General features: G+C 41.5%; 24 protein-coding genes and 3 pseudogenes. 16 read left to right on the top strand and 11 right to left on the bottom strand.

Annotation, left to right across the window (positions count from 1 at the left end):
- The first annotated feature begins 44 nt into the window (after positions 1-44).
- From MIC7126_RS0122550 to MIC7126_RS28170, 5 genes are all read left to right on the top strand, one after another.
- Positions 45-620 (top strand): 7-cyano-7-deazaguanine synthase, encoded by a 576-nt coding sequence (locus MIC7126_RS0122550; protein ID WP_017655416.1) that lies wholly within the window; start codon positions 45-47, stop codon positions 618-620.
- Positions 598-1,596 (top strand): hypothetical protein, encoded by a 999-nt coding sequence (locus MIC7126_RS0122545; RefSeq protein WP_017655415.1) that lies wholly within the window; start codon positions 598-600, stop codon positions 1,594-1,596. The genes MIC7126_RS0122550 and MIC7126_RS0122545 overlap by 23 nt, the downstream gene beginning before the upstream one ends.
- Before the next feature lie 5 nt (positions 1,597-1,601).
- Entirely contained in the window at positions 1,602-2,540 is a 939-nt protein-coding gene (locus MIC7126_RS0122540) for a CBASS oligonucleotide cyclase (protein ID WP_017655414.1), read from the top strand.
- 6 nt (positions 2,541-2,546) lie between these two features.
- Positions 2,547-3,878 (top strand): CHAT domain-containing protein, encoded by a 1,332-nt coding sequence (locus MIC7126_RS31045; RefSeq protein ID WP_017655413.1) that lies wholly within the window; start codon positions 2,547-2,549, stop codon positions 3,876-3,878.
- A gap of 65 nt (positions 3,879-3,943) precedes the next feature.
- Positions 3,944-4,609: a GUN4 domain-containing protein gene (locus MIC7126_RS28170; protein WP_238553674.1), complete on the top strand. Its 666-nt coding sequence runs from the start codon at positions 3,944-3,946 to the stop codon at positions 4,607-4,609.
- A gap of 121 nt (positions 4,610-4,730) precedes the next feature.
- Here MIC7126_RS28170 and MIC7126_RS0122525 read toward each other — a convergent pair whose 3' ends face one another.
- The gene (locus MIC7126_RS0122525) at positions 4,731-5,723 is read right to left on the bottom strand and encodes a tyrosine-type recombinase/integrase (RefSeq protein WP_017655411.1); all 993 of its coding nucleotides are present in this window, start codon (positions 5,721-5,723) and stop codon (positions 4,731-4,733) included.
- A 340-nt stretch (positions 5,724-6,063) separates the two neighbouring features.
- Here MIC7126_RS0122525 and MIC7126_RS0122515 point away from each other — a divergent pair, with 340 nt between their 5' ends.
- Both MIC7126_RS0122515 and MIC7126_RS28160 read left to right on the top strand, forming a co-directional pair.
- Positions 6,064-6,645 (top strand): Hpt domain-containing protein, encoded by a 582-nt coding sequence (locus tag MIC7126_RS0122515; protein WP_017655409.1) that lies wholly within the window; start codon positions 6,064-6,066, stop codon positions 6,643-6,645.
- Between the two features lie 568 nt (positions 6,646-7,213).
- Positions 7,214-8,351: pseudogene (locus tag MIC7126_RS28160) on the top strand (ISAs1 family transposase).
- Between the two features lie 532 nt (positions 8,352-8,883).
- Here MIC7126_RS28160 and MIC7126_RS28155 read toward each other — a convergent pair.
- From MIC7126_RS28155 to MIC7126_RS0122480, 4 genes are read right to left on the bottom strand one after another with little or no spacing between them, the layout of a single operon-like run.
- On the bottom strand, positions 8,884-10,422 hold the full coding sequence (locus MIC7126_RS28155; RefSeq protein ID WP_017655406.1) for a hypothetical protein: 1,539 nt from the start codon (positions 10,420-10,422) through the stop codon (positions 8,884-8,886).
- 60 nt (positions 10,423-10,482) lie between these two features.
- The gene (locus tag MIC7126_RS0122490) at positions 10,483-11,199 is read right to left on the bottom strand and encodes a hypothetical protein (protein ID WP_017655405.1); all 717 of its coding nucleotides are present in this window, start codon (positions 11,197-11,199) and stop codon (positions 10,483-10,485) included.
- A complete protein-coding gene (locus tag MIC7126_RS0122485; RefSeq protein ID WP_017655404.1) occupies positions 11,196-11,606 on the bottom strand; it encodes a hypothetical protein in 411 nt (136 codons plus the stop codon). The genes MIC7126_RS0122490 and MIC7126_RS0122485 overlap by 4 nt, the downstream gene beginning before the upstream one ends.
- Complete coding sequence (locus MIC7126_RS0122480; protein WP_017655403.1) at positions 11,606-11,905, bottom strand: hypothetical protein; 300 nt, start codon at positions 11,903-11,905, stop codon at positions 11,606-11,608. The genes MIC7126_RS0122485 and MIC7126_RS0122480 overlap by 1 nt, the downstream gene beginning before the upstream one ends.
- On the opposite strand from MIC7126_RS0122480, the gene MIC7126_RS30715 reads away from it, so the two are divergent.
- Positions 11,904-12,065 (top strand): hypothetical protein, encoded by a 162-nt coding sequence (locus MIC7126_RS30715; protein ID WP_154655954.1) that lies wholly within the window; start codon positions 11,904-11,906, stop codon positions 12,063-12,065. The two genes, MIC7126_RS0122480 and MIC7126_RS30715, sit on opposite strands and share 2 nt — an antisense overlap.
- A 138-nt stretch (positions 12,066-12,203) precedes the next feature.
- Here MIC7126_RS30715 and MIC7126_RS0122470 read toward each other — a convergent pair whose 3' ends face one another.
- Genes MIC7126_RS0122470 through MIC7126_RS0122460 form a run of 3 tightly spaced genes read right to left on the bottom strand, consistent with a single transcriptional unit; the run spans position 12,204 to position 13,837 of the window.
- A complete protein-coding gene (locus MIC7126_RS0122470) occupies positions 12,204-12,470 on the bottom strand; it encodes a hypothetical protein (protein WP_017655401.1) in 267 nt (88 codons plus the stop codon).
- Positions 12,467-12,718 carry a hypothetical protein gene (locus MIC7126_RS0122465; RefSeq protein WP_017655400.1) on the bottom strand — a complete coding sequence of 84 codons (252 nt, stop codon included), beginning with the start codon at positions 12,716-12,718 and terminating at the stop codon, positions 12,467-12,469. Before MIC7126_RS0122465 ends, MIC7126_RS0122470 begins: the two co-directional genes overlap by 4 nt.
- A 3-nt stretch (positions 12,719-12,721) precedes the next feature.
- Positions 12,722-13,837 carry a ParM/StbA family protein gene (locus MIC7126_RS0122460; protein ID WP_017655399.1) on the bottom strand — a complete coding sequence of 372 codons (1,116 nt, stop codon included), beginning with the start codon at positions 13,835-13,837 and terminating at the stop codon, positions 12,722-12,724.
- A 223-nt stretch (positions 13,838-14,060) separates the two neighbouring features.
- On the opposite strand from MIC7126_RS0122460, the gene MIC7126_RS0122450 reads away from it, so the two are divergent.
- From MIC7126_RS0122450 to MIC7126_RS0122435, 4 genes are read left to right on the top strand one after another with little or no spacing between them, the layout of a single operon-like run.
- Positions 14,061-14,297, top strand: a complete 237-nt coding sequence (locus MIC7126_RS0122450) for a hypothetical protein (RefSeq protein WP_017655398.1) — start codon at positions 14,061-14,063, stop codon at positions 14,295-14,297.
- Positions 14,290-14,496 carry a hypothetical protein gene (locus tag MIC7126_RS0122445; protein ID WP_017655397.1) on the top strand — a complete coding sequence of 69 codons (207 nt, stop codon included), beginning with the start codon at positions 14,290-14,292 and terminating at the stop codon, positions 14,494-14,496. The genes MIC7126_RS0122450 and MIC7126_RS0122445 overlap by 8 nt, the downstream gene beginning before the upstream one ends.
- Complete coding sequence (locus tag MIC7126_RS0122440; protein ID WP_017655396.1) at positions 14,489-14,710, top strand: hypothetical protein; 222 nt, start codon at positions 14,489-14,491, stop codon at positions 14,708-14,710. Before MIC7126_RS0122445 ends, MIC7126_RS0122440 begins: the two co-directional genes overlap by 8 nt.
- Before the next feature lie 49 nt (positions 14,711-14,759).
- A complete protein-coding gene (locus tag MIC7126_RS0122435; protein ID WP_017655395.1) occupies positions 14,760-15,422 on the top strand; it encodes a hypothetical protein in 663 nt (220 codons plus the stop codon).
- 35 nt (positions 15,423-15,457) lie between these two features.
- Here MIC7126_RS0122435 and MIC7126_RS28150 read toward each other — a convergent pair whose 3' ends face one another.
- The 3 genes from MIC7126_RS28150 to MIC7126_RS28145 are packed head-to-tail and all read right to left on the bottom strand — an operon-like array spanning position 15,458 to position 18,745.
- Positions 15,458-17,233 carry a Tn3 family transposase gene (locus MIC7126_RS28150; RefSeq protein WP_420795559.1) on the bottom strand — a complete coding sequence of 592 codons (1,776 nt, stop codon included), beginning with the start codon at positions 17,231-17,233 and terminating at the stop codon, positions 15,458-15,460.
- Positions 17,208-18,140 carry a DUF4158 domain-containing protein gene (locus MIC7126_RS32480; protein ID WP_420795558.1) on the bottom strand — a complete coding sequence of 311 codons (933 nt, stop codon included), beginning with the start codon at positions 18,138-18,140 and terminating at the stop codon, positions 17,208-17,210. Before MIC7126_RS32480 ends, MIC7126_RS28150 begins: the two co-directional genes overlap by 26 nt.
- A gap of 38 nt (positions 18,141-18,178) precedes the next feature.
- On the bottom strand, positions 18,179-18,745 hold the full coding sequence (locus MIC7126_RS28145) for a tyrosine-type recombinase/integrase (protein WP_338010323.1): 567 nt from the start codon (positions 18,743-18,745) through the stop codon (positions 18,179-18,181).
- A 171-nt stretch (positions 18,746-18,916) separates the two neighbouring features.
- On the opposite strand from MIC7126_RS28145, the pseudogene MIC7126_RS28140 reads away from it, so the two are divergent.
- The 4 genes and pseudogenes from MIC7126_RS28140 to MIC7126_RS28715 form a co-directional block, all read left to right on the top strand.
- A pseudogene (locus MIC7126_RS28140) lies at positions 18,917-19,282 on the top strand (helix-turn-helix domain-containing protein); the annotation flags it as partial.
- Between the two features lie 58 nt (positions 19,283-19,340).
- Positions 19,341-20,348 (top strand): annotated as a pseudogene (locus MIC7126_RS28135) (IS481 family transposase); the annotation flags it as partial.
- The gene (locus MIC7126_RS28720) at positions 20,338-20,673 is read left to right on the top strand and encodes a hypothetical protein (protein WP_051050411.1); all 336 of its coding nucleotides are present in this window, start codon (positions 20,338-20,340) and stop codon (positions 20,671-20,673) included. The pseudogene MIC7126_RS28135 and the gene MIC7126_RS28720, both read left to right, overlap by 11 nt.
- A gap of 237 nt (positions 20,674-20,910) precedes the next feature.
- Positions 20,911-21,453 carry a hypothetical protein gene (locus MIC7126_RS28715; protein WP_154655952.1) on the top strand — a complete coding sequence of 181 codons (543 nt, stop codon included), beginning with the start codon at positions 20,911-20,913 and terminating at the stop codon, positions 21,451-21,453.
- Positions 21,454-21,526: the final 73 nt, after the last annotated feature.

The raw sequence follows: 21,526 nt of genomic DNA, 5'->3' as shown, positions 1-21,526 counted from the left end.
GCGGCTCTAAATACTCAGACCTTATATTTAGGGGTAAACAATTGATGCCTCAATCGGACGCACAAGTCAATTTACTACTTGGGGGAGGTATAGATTCCGCAGCGTTAATCGCTTTCTACATTTCACGCGGTTCAACTGTCCAGGGTATCCACTTTAACTACAACCAACCCAGCTTTGAAGGAGAACGCTGTGCAGTCCTAGCATTGGCTCAATATTACAATATCTCCCTTAATACAATTGACTTGGGATTGAAAATTGCCTGCACTCAAGGAGAATACCATTGTCGCAACGCAACCTTACTGCTATCATCTGCCAGCATTCTTTCTACTAAGCAGGGCAGATTTGCTATAGGAATTCATGCCGGAACATCTTATTACGATTGCTCCAAAGAATTTTTAGAAGATATTCAACGAATTTTTAATGGTTATTTTTCTGGTTCGGTTCAAATAGAAGCTCCATTTATAGAATTCACCAAAAAAGATATTTTCAAATATTGTAAAAACGCAAAAGTGCCAATAAATATTACGTTTAGTTGCGAACGTCGAGGTGATATTCCCTGTGGAGAATGCCCATCATGTTTAGATAGGAGAGCATTGGATGAGAGTTTCAGATACCTGTAAATGTCGTCAAATTTCTATTATTGATGTTTCTACTCCCCTCATTGTTCCATCCTTTTCCAGCCGGGGATTTACTGAATTTAAAGAAATTTACACATCTCTAAAAGACTATATTTCTGATGTCTCACTTCTCAGTGCTTATGATATCTACTATGAAATGCAAGAAATGGATATTTATGCCTCTGATATTATTTTTATAGACAGTGGTGGTTATGAAACTCAAGCAATTAAATTAACTGCTACTTCAGATGATGTCTATGCAAACAGAGACTGTTCATCTATTCGTACTTGGTCTACAGAATTACATCAGTATGTACTTGATAATTTACAATCTTTATCTCAATTAGTCCTCATAAGTTATGACAATTGGGATAAACATCAATTAACAGTCAGTCAAATAGAAGCTGCTAAATCTCTGTTTCAACGATATCCAAATTTTGCCTCAAATTTTCTTTATAAACCTGAAATACCTGAATCAGAATTAATTAACATAGATAGCTTACTCGAACATTGTCATCACTTAACTTCATTTTCGGTATTAGGTATAACAGAAAAAGAACTAGGTACTTCTATCCTTGAAAGATGTCATAATCTTATAAAGATTCGTTCCGCTCTCCAAGAACAAAGTATTGAAATACCAATCCATATTTTAGGATGCCTAGACCCAGTTTTAATGATTTCATACTTTCTTTGTGGAGCAGATATATTTGATGGACTTGCTTGGCTGCGCTACGCTTTTGTTGACGGTCTAACCTTGTACCAATCAACAGCTACCCTTATGCAGGAAGATTGGCATTATTCTGAATCAAAGCTAAATCAACTTTATAGTATTAAAAACCTTCAAAATCTTAGACAGTTATCTCATGCAATGAATAAATTTTGTAATACCAAACTTATCCAAGAATTTTCTGCATGGGAAAAGGTCATGCCACAAGTGCTTAATTTGGTAAAAAATGCTGGACTAGAAGTTGAGGAGTAAGAGTTATGGGTAGCAGTGGTGGAAGTTATAGCTGGTCTTCTAGTAGTTCCTCAGAAGACATCAGCCAAATGCTCAAACGTGCAGGTGAAAGCACAGATACTTCCTCTTATAACGCAGAAGTCAACAGTCTACTTCAAGGTGCATTAAAGGAATTTAATGATAGAGATGTAGAGGCTACTCAGCAGCATTTAAGTGTTCTTAAGGAAGTGATTGAGTCAGAAATAGAAAATAGCGTTGACTTATTATTTGGTGGCTCAATTCGTAAAAATACATTCATCAACGGTTTGAGTGACGTAGATACATTAGTACTCGTTAACAACACGTCTTTAGAAAATAAATCTCCTCAAGAAGTTTTAGACTACTTTGCACAGCGAATTCAACAAAGACTTCCTAATACTGATGTTTCTGTAGGTAAACTAGCTGTAACAGTCCGTTATTCAGATGGACAAGAAATCCAAGTTTTACCAGCCATAAGAACTGCAAGTGGTTTAAGAATTTCTAATCCAGAAACAGGTAAATGGAGTAATGTAGTACGTCCTGATTCATTTGCTCGTAAGCTCACTGCTGTTAATAAAGAATTCTCTGGTAAAGTTGTGCCAACAATCAAACTTTTTAAGGCAGTTGTTAAAGATATTCTGCCTACAGGACTAAAGATATCTGGCTACCACGCAGAATCACTAGCTATTGAAGCCTTCAAAAACTACCAGGGAAGCAGAACATATAAAGATATGCTGACACATCTTTGTCGTGAAGCAACCAATCTTGTCAAATCACCAATTAAAGATAAAACAGGGCAATCACTACACGTAGATGACTCATTAGGAGAAGCAAATAGTCAGGCAAGAACTCGTATATCAGCTTATTTGGAAAGATTAACGAAGAAAATCGAGGCAAGCGATAAGTTAAAGTCTAAAGAACAATGGCAAGAGTGGTTTGGGGATTAGTTATTAATGTTGGTCAAAGGACTGCGAATTCATATTGCGGGTAGTGCAAATTCAAGCATAGATTTAAATATCCTTCGTTATGCCCATGAGTTAGTTGCGGAACTGGTAAAGACACTGTTAATAGAGGGAGCAATGTTTATCACAGGCGTTGGTAAAGAACCTCTCTTAATACCAGATGACTGTAATTCACTGCCAATCATTTTTGATTGGACTGCACTGAGTGTCATACATGACTGTTTGCAGCAAGGGCTAGTCAGTACCTCTGATTTTCCAGAACGTTTAGTATATACAACAGGGACAAGTAAGACAGAAAGCCAAATTCCCGATTACCGACGCGATTTATGGGAATTCCTCCAAGATAAAGATGCAGTTGAAATAAATTTTCTTAAGGTAGGTTTGGCATCAGCCGCCTTACGTCGAGAACGTCAAGTGCCACGAGGAGATATCCTCATCATTATTGGTGGAGGGGAAGGAGTCGAACACTTGGCTTACTTATACATGGAAGATAACAAACCTGTTATTCCCCTTGACCTCCAAATTGGCTCTAGCTGTAATGATGGCAGTGGAGGAGGTTCACGTTTAGCAATGGAAATGCGTGGAGAACCTCATCGTTTCGTCCATATTTCTGATGCCAGTGTTATTGGCAGTCTGGTTGCTGGTTTAACCACCCGTCAAGGCAAAAGACCTGTAAAAGAAGTAGTACGAGGTATTATAAAGTTAATCCAAGCTCTAGACTCTCACAGTACTAACAAACAAATAGAACCATCTACATTGATGCAAAAAATCTTGATTTTAACAGCAATTCCTCATGGGCTACGTTTGGATAAAGAAATTCGAGAAATTGAAGAAGCTATACGACGAGCTACAAATCGAGATTTATTTGAAATTCGCATTAGGACTGCTGTACGTCCTCAAGATATCCGTCGTGCTATTGCAGAAGAACAGCCTCAAATCGTTCATTTTTGTGGACATGGTTTGTCAGATGGCAGCTTGCTATTAGAGGATGATGGGGGAAATGATAAACCTGTCTCTCCAGAAGGTTTAGCATCACTATTTAAGTTACACGCTGATTATGTTAACTGTGTGCTGCTCAATGCCTGTCATTCAGAAAAAACTGCTATAGCAATTAGCCAATATATTAATTATGTAATTGGCATGAATCAACCAATTGAAGACAAAGCAGCAATTGCATTTGCTCAAGGCTTTTATGATGGGTTGGGTTATAAAAACTCAGGTGAGCAAGATGTGTTTCAACGAGCTTTTGATGAAGGTATGGTTGCCATTCAAATGGAAAATATCTTACAAGGATCAATACCAGTTTTGAAAAAAAAACTTTAGATGAACAAAAGGTAAATACAACAGAGATTGCATTACTTAAAAATGATGCTTACCGATATGCCCAATTGGATGCAAATTTGGATCTGGCAGAGAAAATTTGGATTCAGGTATTAGCTACTACACAAGGACGAGATATGGAGGCGATCAATGCTCTCCAACAAATTGCGGTAACGAGAGTAGAAAAGCAAAGACCAAATCAGCCAGCAAAACCGGATGAAGATGATCTGAGTTCTGAAGCAGATATTGATTACAAGCCGCTACGAGACTTATTAAAGGCACAACGATGGGGAGAGGCTGATTTGGCAACTTTAGGGATGATGTTCATGGCTGCAAATTGTGAAGAAGGTTGCCTTGATGAGGAAAGTCTTAGACATTTCCCCTGTACCGATTTGCAGACAATTAATCGTCTATGGGTAAAATATAGCAATGGTCAGTTTGGATTCAGTGTCCAGAAAAGAATTTATTTAACTTGCGGTGGCAAGCCTGATTACAGGCATGATGAGCGTGTTTGGGAAAAGTTTGGCAATTACGTAGGATGGAGAAATAAAAACACCTGGCTTTACTATAGAGATTTGATCTTTAGCAATGAAGCACCCTTGGGACATTTTCCTGTACTAGCATATCTTACAGTTTGGTATGCAGTAGAGTCAGGAGATGAGGCTATAGGTTGGGTTCCTACTCATATTGCATTGCTTGTGCAGAAACTTGTACGTTGTAACATTAGCTATTAAAGCTTATCAGAAACGTTTACCGATTTACTGCACAGGTGATTTAGTCAAAGTTGACAATCATTTTCTTCTGAGAAATCCTCGAAATTTTCAAATTAACAATATCTAAATTTTTGAGTCTTTTCTAAATCAATTCTGATATTGAATCACTCATCTGCTTTTGCAAACGCTGGCGGTTATCATCATATTTCAGTACCGTCTGCACTTGAGCGTGTCTGCTGAAACGTTGAGTAGCACGGTAGTTGCCATTATTAAGATCCAATACTGTAGTAATCGCACTGTGGCGGACACGATGGGGCGACATCTTCTTAGTAATTCCGGCTTGCTTACATAACCCATCCACCAATCGCCTAATTGCCTCTCCAGTTAATCTCGCGCCATTTTTGTGATAGGCCAGCACTGTAAAAAGCGGGTCACTGCCACGTTTTTTCTTAGAAGCTTTAATCCAACCGGCGATCGCCAATGCTGTTTTATCCGATAAGTCAAGCACTTCCTTTTGGCTACCCTTGCCTTTACCTAGAATAGAGAGCGTTTTGTCTTTGGCGTTAAAGTCATGCACATTTAGATTGACAATCTCATTGCGACGCAAGCCATTATCCCAAAGTAACCGCAGAATAGCATAATCGCGCTTGCCCTTTTGGGTGTTCTGGTCAACCAGTGCTATAACTTGAGCATAGTCAGTCGCCGGAATTCCTGTAGTGTCGCGGTAGGTTTCGACCCTTTCACCTTTGACATCATCTAAAGAGAAATTGCACACACCCAACCGCCGCCCCATTGCCACCATCGACTTGATTGCACTGAGCCGACGATTCACCGTAGCTTCAGCCAGTTTTTTCTTGATGAGGTGTGCCTTGTACTTGAGAACCACAGCGACAGCGTGACGCTGTTCTAGGTGAAGAAACTCTAACACTAAGTCCCGGCTAGGTTCTTTTTTGGCAACAAACAAGAAGAAATCTTTTAAGTCTTTCTGGTATTCGCGCTTGGTGTTGGGCGATCGCTTATCCCCAATCAGCTGCTGAATTACATCAGGATCATTCTCTAAGGAAAAATCTTCCCCGATCGCCAACGCCAGCGAATTTTCTAAAACACTCAGATTTTCAGGGTGAATGGGGTTCATGGGTTTAGGAAGCAGAGGAGCAGGGGAGGTTTAATGCTCTTGCTACATCTTAATTGTTAAAAGCGTATCTTTTGCTCCCAGTAGTGTGAAAAGCTCCATTGTCGCACTATATTGCAACGCTTCTGCGAGTGGGGTTTGGCAAGTATTTGTCAGATGATTTACACTCAAGTCGGGCGATGAGGCGAAATTTTCTTCTATAAAAGTGTAAGGATTGACGAAGTAATACGTGATCTGACGGTAAACGAATAGGGCGTGGACAGTGACGAACACCACTTCCATTTTTGGGGGTCAGTGGGTTTAAGAAACCGCCTACAATAGCGATATCTAGACTGATATCACCATGCCCGCACAGAAAACTCAAAGCAAAAAACAGCCGCCAAGCGAGATGATCCGCGTCCCCGTTGCCTTAAAAGAGGCTGTACGGGAGTTGTCACGGTTACACAGGCAGGGGCGCACAACTGAGTTACTGCAAGGCATCCAAGAATTAGTTACCAAACTTGATAGCACTGCTGATATCGATAGCAATGCTTCAATACAGCAGTTGTCAGAACGGGTAGCCCAACTAGAATCACGCTTAGAGTCAGGCTCTACCGATGAGTTGCTTCCGGAACTGGCGACTATAAGCTTACGCGTAGAGCAGCTAGAGAAGGCGTATAACCAACTGATTATCTACCTCAATAGCAAGAGTAAACCCAGGCAATCATCCTCACGGTACTACACTGGACAAGGTGAGGTAAAGATAGATACTTATACACCCCAAAATCTAGCAAAGCGTTTGGGCGTTGATAAAGACACCCTTTCCCAGAAGAGAATTACAGCAAAAAAGCCGGAGGAGTTTATTAGCTGGAGCAGGGGACGCGACCCTAGCGGGTTGGGTTGGAGCTATAACCCAGAAAGTGGGCTTTATCATCCAGTGAGATAGTGTACGCTTGGGGTTTGACTTCTTTGCCTGAAAAAATCATCCTATTAATTAAGTAAACTCGTTACTATGGAGTCCAAAGAAACTAAGAAACCACTAAAGCCAAGGAAAGCAGAAACCGAGACAACAAATTTTCAACACGTCAAAATACTCGACTGTAATCTACCAGTAAATCGGGTGATTTTTGAGTGCTGGCGCTGTAAAGACGGTCTGTTGTGCGAGACAGAGTTAGATACCCCAGAGTTAAAAGCAGTATGAATAATAACAAAATTAGCTCAACATAAAAGCATCAAGCTCATCTATATTGTGAATAATATCGCCATCAGCAACGCCGTATGCTTGAGCTAATTTAATGCTTGCTTCTAATCTCAATTCCAAATTTAAATTAAAATCAAAAGCAGTAGAGGCCAGGGCAAACGCATCTAAATATAGTACAAGAATACTAATAAAGGGCTAAAAGCAGCAGAATCTAGCGGCAAAGTTCCGTCTCAGTCGGTGGTATGGAGGATAAGTAGCGGAACTAGGATGGTAAAGTGATGGATAGTCAAAGTAGAATCAAGCCTAAAAAAGCGTGAAGCTCAAGCCCAAAATCACTATTACTGATCATTTTGCAAAGATGGAAGATCCACGAGTAGATCGCACAAAAAGGCACAAGTTAATTGACATTCTCACCATTGCCATCTGTGCAGTAATTTGTGGAGCAGATAGTTGGGTAGCGATTGAACTGTATGGCTGCACGAAATATGAGTGGTTAAAAACATTTTTAGAGCTACCAAATGGGATACCATCACACGATACATTTGCAAGAGTATTCGCCCAATTAGACCCCCAACAGTTCCAAGAATGTTTTCTGTCATGGATGAGAACAATACAGAAGATAACATCAGAAGAAATAGTAGCAATTGACGGTAAGACTCTATGTGGTTCTAACGATAAAGTATCTGGGCAAAGTGCCATCGAAATAGTTAGTGCTTGGGCGACGACCAATAGAATGGTATTGGGGCAGGTAAAAGTAGATTCTCATTCCAATGAAAATACAGCAATTCCAGAATTATTAAAGGTGTTAGAACTGTCTGGATGTATTGTGACAATAGATGCAATCGGCTGTCAAAAAAATATTGTGAAAGTAATTGCCCAGCAAGATGCAGACTATGTAATTACCTTAAAAAAAAATCAAAGGAAATCTTTTATGATGAAGTAGAAAAAACTATCAATGAAAGGAATAAGAACAGGCTTCCAAGGATTTAAAGCATAGCACGTATAAAACAGAAGAATTTGGTCATGGTCGTCACGAAATTCGTCATTATCTAATGATATCTAATATTGGAGAAAAGCTTGACCCAGATTCAGCCTGGGCAAAATTAAATAGCATAGGCATGGTGGAGTCTGTACGGGAATTAGATGGCGAGACAACTGTAGAAACCCGTTATTTTATTAGTAGCCTAGAAGATAATGCCCAAAAGTTTGCTAGTTCTATTCGCAGCCATTGGGGAATAGAAAATTCACTACATTGGATCTTGGATGTAGCATTAAACGAAGATGACTGCCGCATAAGAAAAGATAACGCACCACAAAATTTTGCAGTTTTGCGCCACATTGCAGTTAATCTATTGGGTAAAGAGAAACGAGTGAAGGTAGGAGTAAAAAACAAACAATTTCTAGCTGCTATGGATAATCACTATTTAACTAGATTGCTTTCCTTAACTTAAAGCTAATTTAACAGAACTTGAATCAGGCTGTAACTAATTTTATATCTGGGTTGCAGTCATCTAATTAGTGTTGCCAACTTTCTGCTAATTGTTGATTTAAAATTACATCTTTATGGCGAACTATAAGTTTTTAATATCTGAACTTTTACCAGGATTTACATTTACTATTTATTTAAGTTAATTGGCTTTATTTTAGATATTTGAATTTGCTTTTCGATTCTTATTAGCAATTAAGATGCGTTCGCCCTGGTGCGAGCGCCTGGTTCATCAGAAAATTAAGTTGTTGAACTAGCTGATTTTTTTCTGCCAGATTACCTAGATAGCTAATAAAAAAGCAGAACGCTGATGTAACGTTCTGCTTCTGGTTATGGCAGGAGCGGCATGGCTCATGGAAACAGTTCTTTGTATTCGGTATAAGCCTGCTTCCAGCCCTTACCGTTTTTCTCCACTCCCCACAGGGATTGAATAATTTGAGTCTGCGACATCTTCTTATCCACCATCTGCCTGACAATGCCAGCCAGTTGTTCACTCGTCAGGGGGGATTAACCTGTGTTTTTAGCCAATCTGGAATCGTGCCAATTTCACCGCCTAATACTGGCTTATCAAAACTGTCTGGGTCTGCCAAGAAGTACCGCCCAGTGGCCAGTGAGATTGATTTAAGCGGCGACAGCTTTTTACTAGTAGCCTCACAACCAATAAATGTAGCCCCACTTTTGAAAGTATCGCCAAAACCTGCGGTGTTTTTCGTCCCCACCCAAGAAGTAAGATTTTTACCATGCAACACCACGAAAATTTGAGCGCCCTTCTTGCTGGCGCGAGTGAACAGGAAGCGGATGATCCATTGCTTCTGCTCATCGCTGAGGTAATCAGACAACGCCACAGCTTCATCAATCACCAAAATAATATCTGTGTAACTATTTTGGTTGGCATTGTCCATTTCCCTTAAATATTGGTACAAATCGCCTGCAACAAGAGCATCAGCCTTTGCACCTTCCAATTGCGGGTAACTAAGTCTGCACACTAGGCGATGGCAGGCAAACGGGTACACGTCGTCCCCGGCGGTGAAATAGTGAATTTTGGTGTTTGGCTCAAGTGCTTTACTGAGGATGGCTAAAATCGCCATGAGCGTACCCTTACCACCTCGCTGATTACCAGCAATCACCGTGATTTGGTCACGAATGCACTTGGCAATGTCAAAACCACTGTTGGTTAGTGCATCGATAATTGCGATCGCCCTGCTGTGAAGTGGCAGTGTCAACACTGATTTAAGGTCTGGTGCTTGATTCTGGACTAGAGTCGGTTCAGACTGTGAGGAACTGGGCAACTCTATAAACTTTGGTTGTGGCAGTTCAACAAACTTGGGTTCAGGTAGTTTTGGCTGTGGCAGTTGGGATTGTTGCTGAATTAAAGTCACTTGTGCATGGTTAATTCTGGGGTCGGGGGCTACCTGTGCCAGATGTTTGCATAACTGCTCAACAGTGGGAAACGCGCCTCTGTAGGTGGTGAAGTTGTCCAGCAACCACCTGTAAGCATAGAACCGCTTGCCTGCTTCTACGCCCGTTAAAAAATCGGTTAAGGTGCTGGTGTACTGCCGCAGCATCACAAACTCACTACGCTCTAGGGGTGCAAGGTGGTTCATCAAATCCACAATTTCATTCGAGCCAGCGAACCATTCGGCTCTTGCTTCACTGTCACCCATTGCAGCCAAGAATTCTAGGAAGTTACCCCGCACAAATGGTATGGGTGCAAAGCAGTGGGAATCAGTCATATCTTGCACTACTGACCAAGCGTAACCCAGTCCTGCAACTAGCGCACCGATGGGGGCCAGTGGAGAGGTGGCATAGCAAACCGCCCCGATTGATGCCGTTGCTAAAGTAACGCATTTGGCTAAGTTCATTCCTGCCCTTTCAGTTTTGGCACGAACTAACAATTGATCCAGCCTTTCTACTAGCCAAGGGGCGATGTTACCCGCTTCCAGGTGTTCAATGCAAGGATAGTCAGCCCTCAGTGGGGCAGTTTCCTTTGTAGCGAGTTGCGGTACTGGTTGATGAATATCGGGTGAAAATTCCATAATTTATCCTCCTACTAAAAGCCCTCTACCCTTGCAGGCAGAGGGCTATGAATTGCTTACTTATTTAGTTAGTCGCCAAATTGTGTACCCAATCTCCCCTGCCATCATGGTGGTGAAGTTGTAAGCCAAACACCCCAAAATTTGTCCAGGGTCGGTGTAGGCAAATGGGTTACGACCTACAAAGGTTGTGGTTAAATCGAATATCCAAAAGAACAGTGCGATTGCACCTCCAGCATGACGTTCTTTCATGCCAGCCACTTTGTAATCACGCCACAGGGCGGTAGTCAGGTCAATATTCCCGGTGGGTTTACTGCCAAGGGTGTACTGTTTCGATTCCTCAAACTCACTTCTGGCTTGGTCTGGGCGTTTACCCCGTAAACTCCGGGCTTCCATCACTTGAACTAAAGCCGAAATTCCCAATGCCAGCCAGAAAAATAGATTAAACGGGAGCGTTAACCATCCAAACCAGCCAATCCAAGTTTTTTCAAACCACGCGAACATCGGGATTCCTTGAAAGAGTGTCTGCCAAATTCCATCAGCACTCAGAAGTGTGCCAAGAAAGAAACCCATTGCACCGAGTATTTTTGTACCGGATGAACCAGGGGTGACGAACTGGACAAAGATATGGGTAATGAAGGTGACGGGCAGGGCAATGATATCAACAATCCATTGCGCTAGGATTTCTGCGTAATTAGTTACTCTTTTATTGCTGGTTTTTGGGGAAGTTGCAGCTGTCGAGTTTGAATCAGAGGGTGGCTTATACTCTGCACTTTTCATGATTTACTTGACTCCATTTGAGGGGATAATTTGCAGACATTTTTGTAGTGATACTTCCAAAGCCAACGCCGTTCTGCTATCTGCCCTATGCAGCGACCAGAAGAGTCATAAACGTAAACTTGCTCATCTTCTTGGTAATAGCTGGTATCGGGTCTTGGGTTGCGTTTTGGGTTGTCTAAATAGCCTCTGATTCTGAGTTTTAAACTGGTCGGTAATATGCCAGTTTCATTTAGTTTGTCACTGGTCAATTTGCGTTGTTCGATGCGTGAGCGTTCAACCGATTCTCTGGCTTCTAAGTCCGACACAGCAGAAAAAGTGTAGAACTGCTGAGGCAATTTAATGAACATAGGTGCAGCAATTAAACCCAAACCCAATAGCCCCAGCATGGCTTGTTTTTGGTATTTCATTATTGAGTCTTAAGTTGATTGATGATTGCTTCTGCTAATCCTAAGTGGTCGCCTATTGGAGTGTACTGGTACAAATCCTCTTGAAGCTTTTGAATTGTTTGGGCTGATTCTTCTAATAAATATTGTCCTTGTGTAGCAATTTCAGCAGCTATTAAATTGTCAGTTATCGCTTTCAAAAAATGCAGTTTTTCAATGCGATTAATCCCTTCAAGGCAAGAACCATAAGTATCTTGTAACCAGTCTAAATAGGTTCCATCTCCAGGTGTTAGAGCGCAGTAATATCCAAGCGGTTTCGTCATGATTTACAATCCTTGTGTAGTGTATTCTTCATTGGCGGAGATACATCTGTGGGTGCGATCGCTCGGTGTCCAGTCAAGCGGTCGCTCTCCCATCACTGAAAAAATCCTTCCCTTGAAACATCCACAGTTGAAGCTGTGGCTGACCATTGCAGAGTATTGAAAAATTGGCTTACGTCCCCAAGGGTTACATCACAATCAAAATTCAACCTTTGATACTGTGGATGCTGCCGAATTTGGATTACTAATTGTTGGGCTTGTGCAATTAATTCTGGTAGTGGTTGAGTGTTCATAATTCACCTCAAAAAATTGATAATTGCAGTGATTCTTGACTGATAACTGAAGCATTGGTACTCATCCCTGCCACTTCATAACAATGAGTAGTTAAAGCCTTGTGATTGAGCAATAAATCAGCTTTATTTCGTTGTCCAGCTAGAGGGCGAAAGTGGTACTTTGGATGCTGGATTGTGCCTGTTTTGTACAGGTATTGGTACAGGGTTCGGTCTATTTGATAGACCTTGGAATTGGTTAGTAGGGTTGAGTCATAGACTCTGCTTAAGTTATTCATGAAGCCACTCCCTTAAACTGAGAAGCCATGTTTGCTAGTCCGGTCTTATTCGGTTGAATTGCTGTTGGTGTTGATGGAGAATTCTGAGTTTTTGGAGGGGTCTGTACACCAATACCACCGGAGAAAATCAGCTTTTCTACTGCTGCACTAAGGGCTTGGGTTGGCGCATCTTGGGGGATATTGAACATTTGACACAATTCAATAACCGCTAAGTACGAGATGGTTATACGCCGAGATTCGTAGTTCATTAATTAAGCTCCTGTGGATATTTCTGTTAATAGCTTTAAGCCAAAAGCATTGATGAATTGAGGATTTTCTAAAACCACGAATCCCAATTCAGCAAGATTTTGAACCACTACTGGCAGGGAGACACCACCGCCCCAAGCAACCAAGTATTTTGCACGGTCTAAATAGTTGCCAGAAGTAACAAAGTTAGCGAATTTTTCAATGCGATTCGACCACCATTCATCCAAACATTGGGCATATTCAATTTCAAAATTCTTGCCTGTAAGGTGATTACCTCCGTATGTAAAAGTGCCTTCTAAAATCCCTTGATTAACTAATGTGGGTGAGTGTTTTACGTCCTTAGTAATCAAGCTTATTTGGTCGTTTCGTTTGTCGAGAGCTTCTGCAATCATCGAATGCAGTTGCCCACATCCACCCTCAATCAAATGTTGGTCTATAACTGCACCGTTGCCATTAAAAACTGTGCCTAGCCAAGTCGATGAACCGATATCAAGGGCGATAGCAATCTCTGATTCTTCTAGGGCTAATGAGGCTTCCCCAAATAAGCAGTAGGCGATGCTCCCATAGCCTTCTGGATAAATGCCTGTGACTACAATTTCAACCGTCTTGGTGACAATCTCACGGGTTACGGGGTGTTTGTGCTGGAAGGTATGAGTACCTTGCACTCTGCGTTTAATTTCAGAAGACCAGCGTTCTGGGTTGTGGTTACTCAAGCTGATTGAAAGTTTCATACCGTCGGGGATATTGAGAACTGCTAAGTCTGCAAGGATGCTTTCTAATGCCAGTTCTGCTTTTTTGGCTTTGTCGTCATGTAGTAGGGTATGGTCAAGTTTTGCGATCGCTGCACTTCCCCAAAAAAATTGAACATCTTTTAAGTCTTTGCGTGAACCTTCGATATAACGAACCCAGCAGCCATCTTTTGAAATTGTTTCGTGAAGGTAGATGTTACGGTTGCGAACTACTGAGTAGGCGGCAGGCATCATGATGCAAAAATCACCTATGATTGCCTTCCCATACCCTGCACCAGGGTCTTTACCCGCGTTGAGGTCAGTTAGCCCGGAATTGGCAAGCAAGTCTGCTTGAACAAGCCAATTTTTGGCATTCAAGATAGCGGAAGTCATTGTTCTGTTGTTTGGTAAAAGTCTTGATTTTTGTGGGTTTGGAGAATTTTTGGAATTAAATAACCCTTAATCCACATATATAGTTTTTGGCTTGCCGTAGCGTCACTTTCTAGCTTCTATCGCCTTTGTTTGGTGACTGTTTTTGGCTTGCTAGTGATATGATAGCATTACTTCATTACTTCATGAAGTAATGATTAACTAATTAGCTTGAGGTAATGCCAAAATGTTTTCAGAACAAATAGAAAACAGTAATGTGGCAACAAGACGAGACGATCCAAATTTCGCTCAGGTTAGCGGATACATACCAAAAGACAAGGCTTTAAGCTTTAAAATCGCTTGCACTGCCTTGCAAATGACCCAAAGTGATGCACTAGATGAAGCAATTAGCCTTTGGCTAGCGAAGCATGAGCAACCTTCCTCTACACCCAAGGGCAAAAAGGTAAAGGGGGAGAATGACTGAAGAAAGCAAGCCAGATATAAAGCGATCTAAAGGGAAATTCGACCCACTAACAGAGACTAGGGATTGGTCAGCCGCCGCATCTGAAGAACGTTGCAGAAGGCTTGCTAAAAGAAAAGGAAAGCGATTAGTCGAAATTATCGACACAGAAGACGAACCGTTACCAATAATTTGTATTTTTGAGGATTACCCAGATGAGTGAAACAGCTACCCAAATACCAATCACTGCGATCATCCCTATGCTGACGGCAATCGGCGATCGCTCCTGGGAACAGTTCAAAACTCTCGAAATTAATTTTGCTTCTCGATATGGTGTAGAGGTATGGGAGGATGTTTTTAACTTTCGCCTACTGCCAGCACTCGATAAAGAATCAAACAGATGGCTATTGGTTCAAAAATGCAATGTCAAACATTAAGATCAGTACAGTTCGTGCTATTTCACGTTATTAATTTTTCAAGTCGCCAATGACTACAGTGAAAGACCCACCAACCGATTTTCAACTCCCACCGCACAACGAAGCGGCGCTAGAAAGAATTAGGGAGGGGAAAGACTATGAGTCCACTGTTGCTCTAGTTGCTAGTGGTGCTGCACTGGCATCGGGCGGCATGGTTCATCCGTTAGGCTGGGTTCTTTTTGCGTTGGCTTACAAGCCGTTGATCCGAGTTGAAAAACTTGCACGACTGGAAAAATTAATAACTCTACTTTTACAAGAGTTTAAAAGCGAAGGTATACAAGTCTTTCCGGTGCTGAAGGTAGAAGAACAAAATCCTATTGACTTGTTTATCAGGTTTCCCAAAAAGGCACACCTGATCATCTCTATTCGTTCGCGGGGAGATAGTGAGGTGGTCTACAACGAAAAACGGGAAATTCTACAGGTAAAAAAGAAAGGTAAGAATGGTTTAACTACCTGGAAACCCTGCCCATTAGTTGAGCTATCGGATTATGAGAGATGGGTCACTAAAAATAGAGCTTTGTTCGGAATGACCTCAAAAGAGGTAACAAAAACACCGACAGCAAAAGTTTTGGTCTTGTGGAGTCCTACCAAGGCAGCAGAAGACCACAACCCACATCTTTATTCTGAGATGGGAAGTATAAGACTTCTAGGTATTGAGCCGAGATACGTGTAAAAACCTGCAAGATGGTCTGGAAACCGTTGCTATATCTACGTTTCAAAGATTTCTGGTGGAAGATTAATAGCAGCCTCCAATGGTTGGGGGATATTGTGTAAATTCACCACATAGTCACCGTATCTTTTGATATGTCTTGTTATGTATGGACTCATTGCTGCAAGGTGTCGCATGGGAATCAATTCTCCCTGTGACATCAACGTTTGGATAGCCAACGACATATCAACCGTATTCTGCAAAATAACTGCGCTTGCTACCAAATCAAGATATTTCAGCCGCTTTTCCTGCTCAATAGGATCATTTTCAGTAATCGCTCCCAGCTTACCGAAGAACACCCAGTCAAGAAAAGCATTGTACATCTCCACAATATTCGTTATCGCTGTAATCTCATGCCGAAGAGCCACATTAGAAACATAGTCGAGCAAAAACATTGTTCGCACTACCTTGCCCAACTCAAGAAAAGCTTGATAAAGTCGATTTTTCTTACTATAGCTACCCAACTTACGTAGAAGCGTCGAAGGCATCACCTTACCTGCCTTAATTGACAGTACTACACGTATCATGTCATACCAATGAGTCTTGATTAAATTCCAATTGACCACGCCCTTAAACAACGGTTCGATATACTTGTAGGTAACATCTGCGCTGGGGCGAACAAAAGTTAAATCCTTCCAGTTACGGATACGCGGCATCAATTTGATACCGAGAAGATAGGAAATAGCAAACACAGGCCCAGATTGACCTTGAGTATCTGCGTGCAAAGTATCAGGTTGAATATCTGATAGATTTTTCAACAGCCCATCCAAAATATAGACAGCCTCCCACACACCACAGGTGATAAAGTGGGTAAACAAAGCAATATATTTATCAGAGACATGGTGATAGGCGATACCACCGTAACCGCCGTAGCGGATGTGATACTCGCTGTGTAAATTATTCTCGTATATCTCAAACTTGCTTCCGTCAGCAGCAGCCTTTTTACCTGTACCCCAACAAGATGGTAAACTAAAACGGTTGTACGTATTGATAATATCCCGAATTGCAGCTTCAATTTTGGCAGCACTAATATGGCGACGGTTTGTATAAGAAATCATGTGACTTGTCACTGCACCTTGGGAATGACGAGCCATCTGATTAGGGCCAAGATTACAGCCGTAGCTAAAGGTAGTAAAAATATAACGTTCAGCAGGATCAGATATTTTTGGTTCGCTTCCTGAAAATAGACCAAAATGCCTTGTCCAGTTCAACCAATGTTCAACATTACAAAGGATTTCTAAGATACTGCGCTCCGGCATCAAAGCCCGAATTTTTGATTCTAATTCTTCCACTTCATTCGTTTGGGCTAGGGATGGGATTCTTTTAAGTACAGGTTCTCCGTCTTTATTGATAGTGAATTGTTTATCAACCGCACAAATATTATCTACAACGAAAGCTACCTGTGCTAATTTATCTTGTAGGTGTTTAACAAAGTCATCTGGGTTAGCAGGAAATTCAAATAAGCGACAGTATTCTTCTATCAAAGGTTCGCATTCAGCATGACTCAATAATTGTTCGCGGAAATCGGCGTAACTTGATGAACCCACAACACACGCATCTCCTGTTTTAAATTCAGTTGCTAGATTTGAAAAGATGCAAATTTCTAACTGCTGACGAACCAAAACCTCAGTTCCATCAATTTCTTCTACAACTAGCGCACGCCAGTTACTACTAATAAAATCTAAATCAATCTCAAAAGGTAAATACTTGGCGCGTTTGTGTTGATTTTCTAACACGAACTTTAATGCTTCATTCCTGCAATCGCTGTTTAGCATTATTTTGAATCTTGAGGATACGTTTAATAAACATATCAACAAGATAATCACGGGTGTTAACTTGTGCCTCGTACAATAGACATAACAGCAACGTCCGACGTTTGGGTAAATTAATATCTTGAAATTCCGAGATATCCAAAGCCCTAGCCTGTGCTGCAAAATGTCTAACTTTGGTGATAGCAATACTTTGTAGCAGTCGCTTGGCATCACCAAAGGTCATAAGAATATCAAACTTACTTTGTAGGAGTTTTATCCCACTAAGTTTGGCACTTTTAGGTGGCGATTTCAGTAAATTAAGTGTGGCATTTTCATCTAGCTCATTATTCGTAACCGCTAGCAATTGGTCTAAATAAATCTGCTCGTTGATGGAAAGCCCTTCAGAACAAAGTGCAAACAAGCGATTATTGACCATTGAACGAATGTGGCGAATTAATCGGTCAAGGGTACTAAATGCTGGTAACTCGTATCGTTCTTTAACTAATTCTTCAATGGCTACATTGATTAAATCAGCAGGGTGGTCTTTTACCTGGGCAGCTTCTGCAACTAATGCGGCTATTAATCTTTGACCTGCCTTATCATACTGTTTGACTTTCAGATAATCCCGAATCGCCTGAAGATAAGTGTAGCGTTGGCGTTCGGATGGAATGGCTTTTACCCAATCTTGTAACTTTAAACACGACCGTAGATGACGGGTAACCGCAATTGGTACTAATTCGGGGTGGGGAAAATAACCAAGCCGTTGGAAGGATTTTAGCATGACCATAAAACTAAGAAATCCTTCGTGGCTCTTAGTTTTGGACTTTGCAAACTTAATTTCTTCGCTTTGTGGGGTATAAAGCTCTGCAAGCTCTTTTGGGTTAGGAAATTGTTTGAATTTAGGATATGCAGTCCGGTCAATTAAGGTCATTCAGGTAATATTTAAAACATAAAAAATGCCAAAAACAACTAGATGGTGGCTGATCCCTCACTCTTTGAGGGTGACTGGATGTTGTGCTGTAAAGAGTGCGTTAATATTTTATGGCGTGAGTACTGGAAATATTGAGCTAGGGATTCGGCTGCATCATCACTATAAAAGCACCAACGTTGTTTGTTTCCTTTTCCCAATACCTGAAATTTTTGATTTTTGATATCTAGGTCTGATAAATTCAGCGCTAAAAGCTCTCCAATTCTACATCCTGTGCGATGCAATAAATGAATTATTGCAGACATCCGCAGGTCATATTTGGTTACTTCGTAGAGTATATTTAGCTGTGAGGGTGTTAGGTATTTTATTGTATCGTCGCTTTTATGTTCGCCTTTTTCTCGTTGTGGGGGACGCTGTTTTAATCCCCGAATTGGGTTGGATTTTATATACCCTTGCTCGACGGCAAAGTTAAATAGGCTTTGCAGTATTGCTTGATGCTTGTGGTGGGTTGTGTATTTTAAATGTGAGAGTGTATCTAGATACTCAACCAATGTTTGCTTACTGATAATTTCGATTGACCAACTTCCATACTCTGCTAGTAAGCTCAAGAGAGTTATTTCGTAGGTTTTGATGGTACTGGGTGCTAGCCCAGTCCGTTCTAAAATTTGACGGCAACGGTGGCTAATGTGACAGCTTGCTTCACTGGAAAAAGTGTGTTTTTAGCAAGGTAATTTATTCATAAATTATATATCTTTAGATAAGAGCATTGACAGCATTTTATGGATACTTTTAAGACACCAAAACATGGAGAATCCCTAGCTGACTATGTTTTGCGGATCAGGAAGGGACTCAATTTAACTCAGTTTGAGTTAGCCGATGCTGCTGGTATTCATTCTCGGTCTGTGGGGAAGATTGAACGGGGACTGACGATGAGACTCAGCCATAAAACTCTCAGTGGGCTGGCGCTAGCTTTGTCCGTGCCGGTTGAGTATTTGCAGGCTGTTGTTAGGGGGGAAGAGGTTGTAGCAATGCCAGTGATTAAGTTTTGCCCCCAATGTTGGAATCCTGGGGGTGCTGCTGATCCGATGTGGGGAAATGTTAGGGCTAAGTTTTGTTATCTGTGCGGTACACAGTTGCAGGCTAGTTGTCGGAATTGTGGTGAGATGGTGGTGTCGTTGAGGTATAAATTTTGTCCACTATGTGGAAGCAGCACTGCGGTTTATGTTTGCCGCCATGTCACCCAAAAAAGAGACAGACTTTCCCTTTCAAGGCATTCCCCAAATGCTGTACATGGACAATGGCCCCATTGCGAAGAGCTTGGTGTTTCAAAAAGTTATGGGTTATTTGGGGATTGAAGTACGTACCCATTTACCTAATGGCAAGGATGGACGACGGGTGACGGCTCGTTCTAAGGGGAAAGTAGAAAGACCGTTTCGCACTGTTAAAGAAATGCACGAAACTCTTTACCATCTGCATGAACCGGAGACCGAAGCCGAGGCGAATGCATGGTTGATGAAGTTTTTGCTCCATTACAATAGCCGACCCCATCGCAGCGAACCTCATTCCCGGATGGAGGACTGGGTAAGCAATTTACCTGAGTTAGGCATCCGTCAAATGTGTAATTGGGAACGTTTTTGTACATTTGCACGCTCACCCGAACGCCGTAAGGTAGGCATCGATGCTCGCGTTACGGTTGAGGGCGTGGCTTATGAGGTTGAGCCTGATTTGGCTGGAGAAACTGTTGTTCTGTGGTGGGGCTTGTTCGATAACGAACTGTACGTAGAACACAAAGAACGTCGCTATGGGCCGTTTCTGCCTGTAGATGGCCCAATCCCCCTACATCGCTACCGTAGTTTCAAGAAAACACGAACTTTAGATAGGGCTGACCGAATTGAATCTTTGGCTAAACAGTTGTCTCTACCGAACTCTGTCACTGGTAAAGGCAATCAGCCAGAATTCGGGAGTAATACAACCCAACTAAAGGTGCAGCCTTTTGTTGACCCTAACCCATTTCAAGAATTGACATTTAGTACAGTGATTGCAGCCAAATTAGCGATCGCTGATTATTTGGCACGCCCATTAGCAAAACTTACCTCAGAACAGATGGCTTATATTGATGCGGTGCTGGTGACTACTCTCAATAAGCAGGAGGTAATCAAACAAATTCGAGATTTCTTTAACCCCATTACAGGTACGAGCGATGTTGAGTGATGTCATGACTTATTTTGGTCTTAAACGTACCTTAGATCATGTGGGGTATTTTGAGACCCAAGAGCAGACAAATCTATTCAAAGAACTCAAACCCCAAATTAGGCAAGGTCGCTTGATTGCGATAACAGGTGTTGTTGGTTGTGGTAAAACAACGACTTTACAACGACTGCAATTGGAATTGTCCTCCGAAAAAGACATAATTATTTCTCGTTGCCTTGCAATTGACAATAGATTTGGTCAACGTCGGGGTTTTGATGAGTGCTTTGTTTTTAGATTTAAGCACAGAAAAGGATGCTTTACCACCGACTCACCAAGTTCCTCTTAAAAAAAATGGGGAGGGTTAGAAGCCCTGCGATTAATCACTGGGACTACAAGACTATTTGTAGAACCTCTCGAACTCTGGCTTGAAAAATTAGTCAGGCTTTCTGGGTGATCTGTCGGGCTTAGTGGATAGTCGCTGGGTAATGAAGCCTGACTAATTTTTTTGTCGCTACTCCGTGACCCATTTTTTTCCTAACGAGTCGGTCACAGTACGTTAGTCAAGATTAAGCGTTTAATCGAATTGGTACGCCAGAATGGTTGCACTTTATCTGTAGTGCTGCTGGGACATCCCAAATTGAAAAATGATTTGCGCCGACCATCTTTGGAAGAGATTGGTGCTAGAACCAATATTTTTAGTTTAGAAGGTATTAGAGGACATCAGAGTGAGTATATAAAATGGCTTTTGAGCGAGTGTATTCACGATGATTATCTGCCTGAAGATTTGATTACCAATGAAGCTATTGCATTTTTAGCAGAACGACTGACTACTCCATTGCAAATCGAACATTATTTGCAGAGGGCTTTTGAAGACGCTTATCAAGCAGCAACTAAGCCTGTCACCCGTGATATGGCTGAAGCTGTCTTGAACGTAGGACTTAACGATTTAGAACCCCGCTTAATTCGGCATGGTTACAATGCTAAAGTCTTAGCTGAGTTATTAAATATACGAGTAAGTGAAGTAAATTCTTTTATACACGCTCAGTTACCTCCTGGTCGCACCCAAGATTTGAGAGACCAGATGTTAAAAATGGGAATTCCCTTGTATGCGTCAGAGGGAAATTAGATAAAACGAGAAATACCCTATGTAAAATTTTTTTGTTTTATTAGTGTTCAATTTATATCTAAATAAATGTACA

Origin of the sequence: Fortiea contorta PCC 7126, from assembly GCF_000332295.1 — a bacterium.
Classification (GTDB): domain Bacteria; phylum Cyanobacteriota; class Cyanobacteriia; order Cyanobacteriales; family Nostocaceae; genus Fortiea; species Fortiea contorta.
This window is presented reverse-complemented; position numbering and strand designations above follow the sequence as displayed.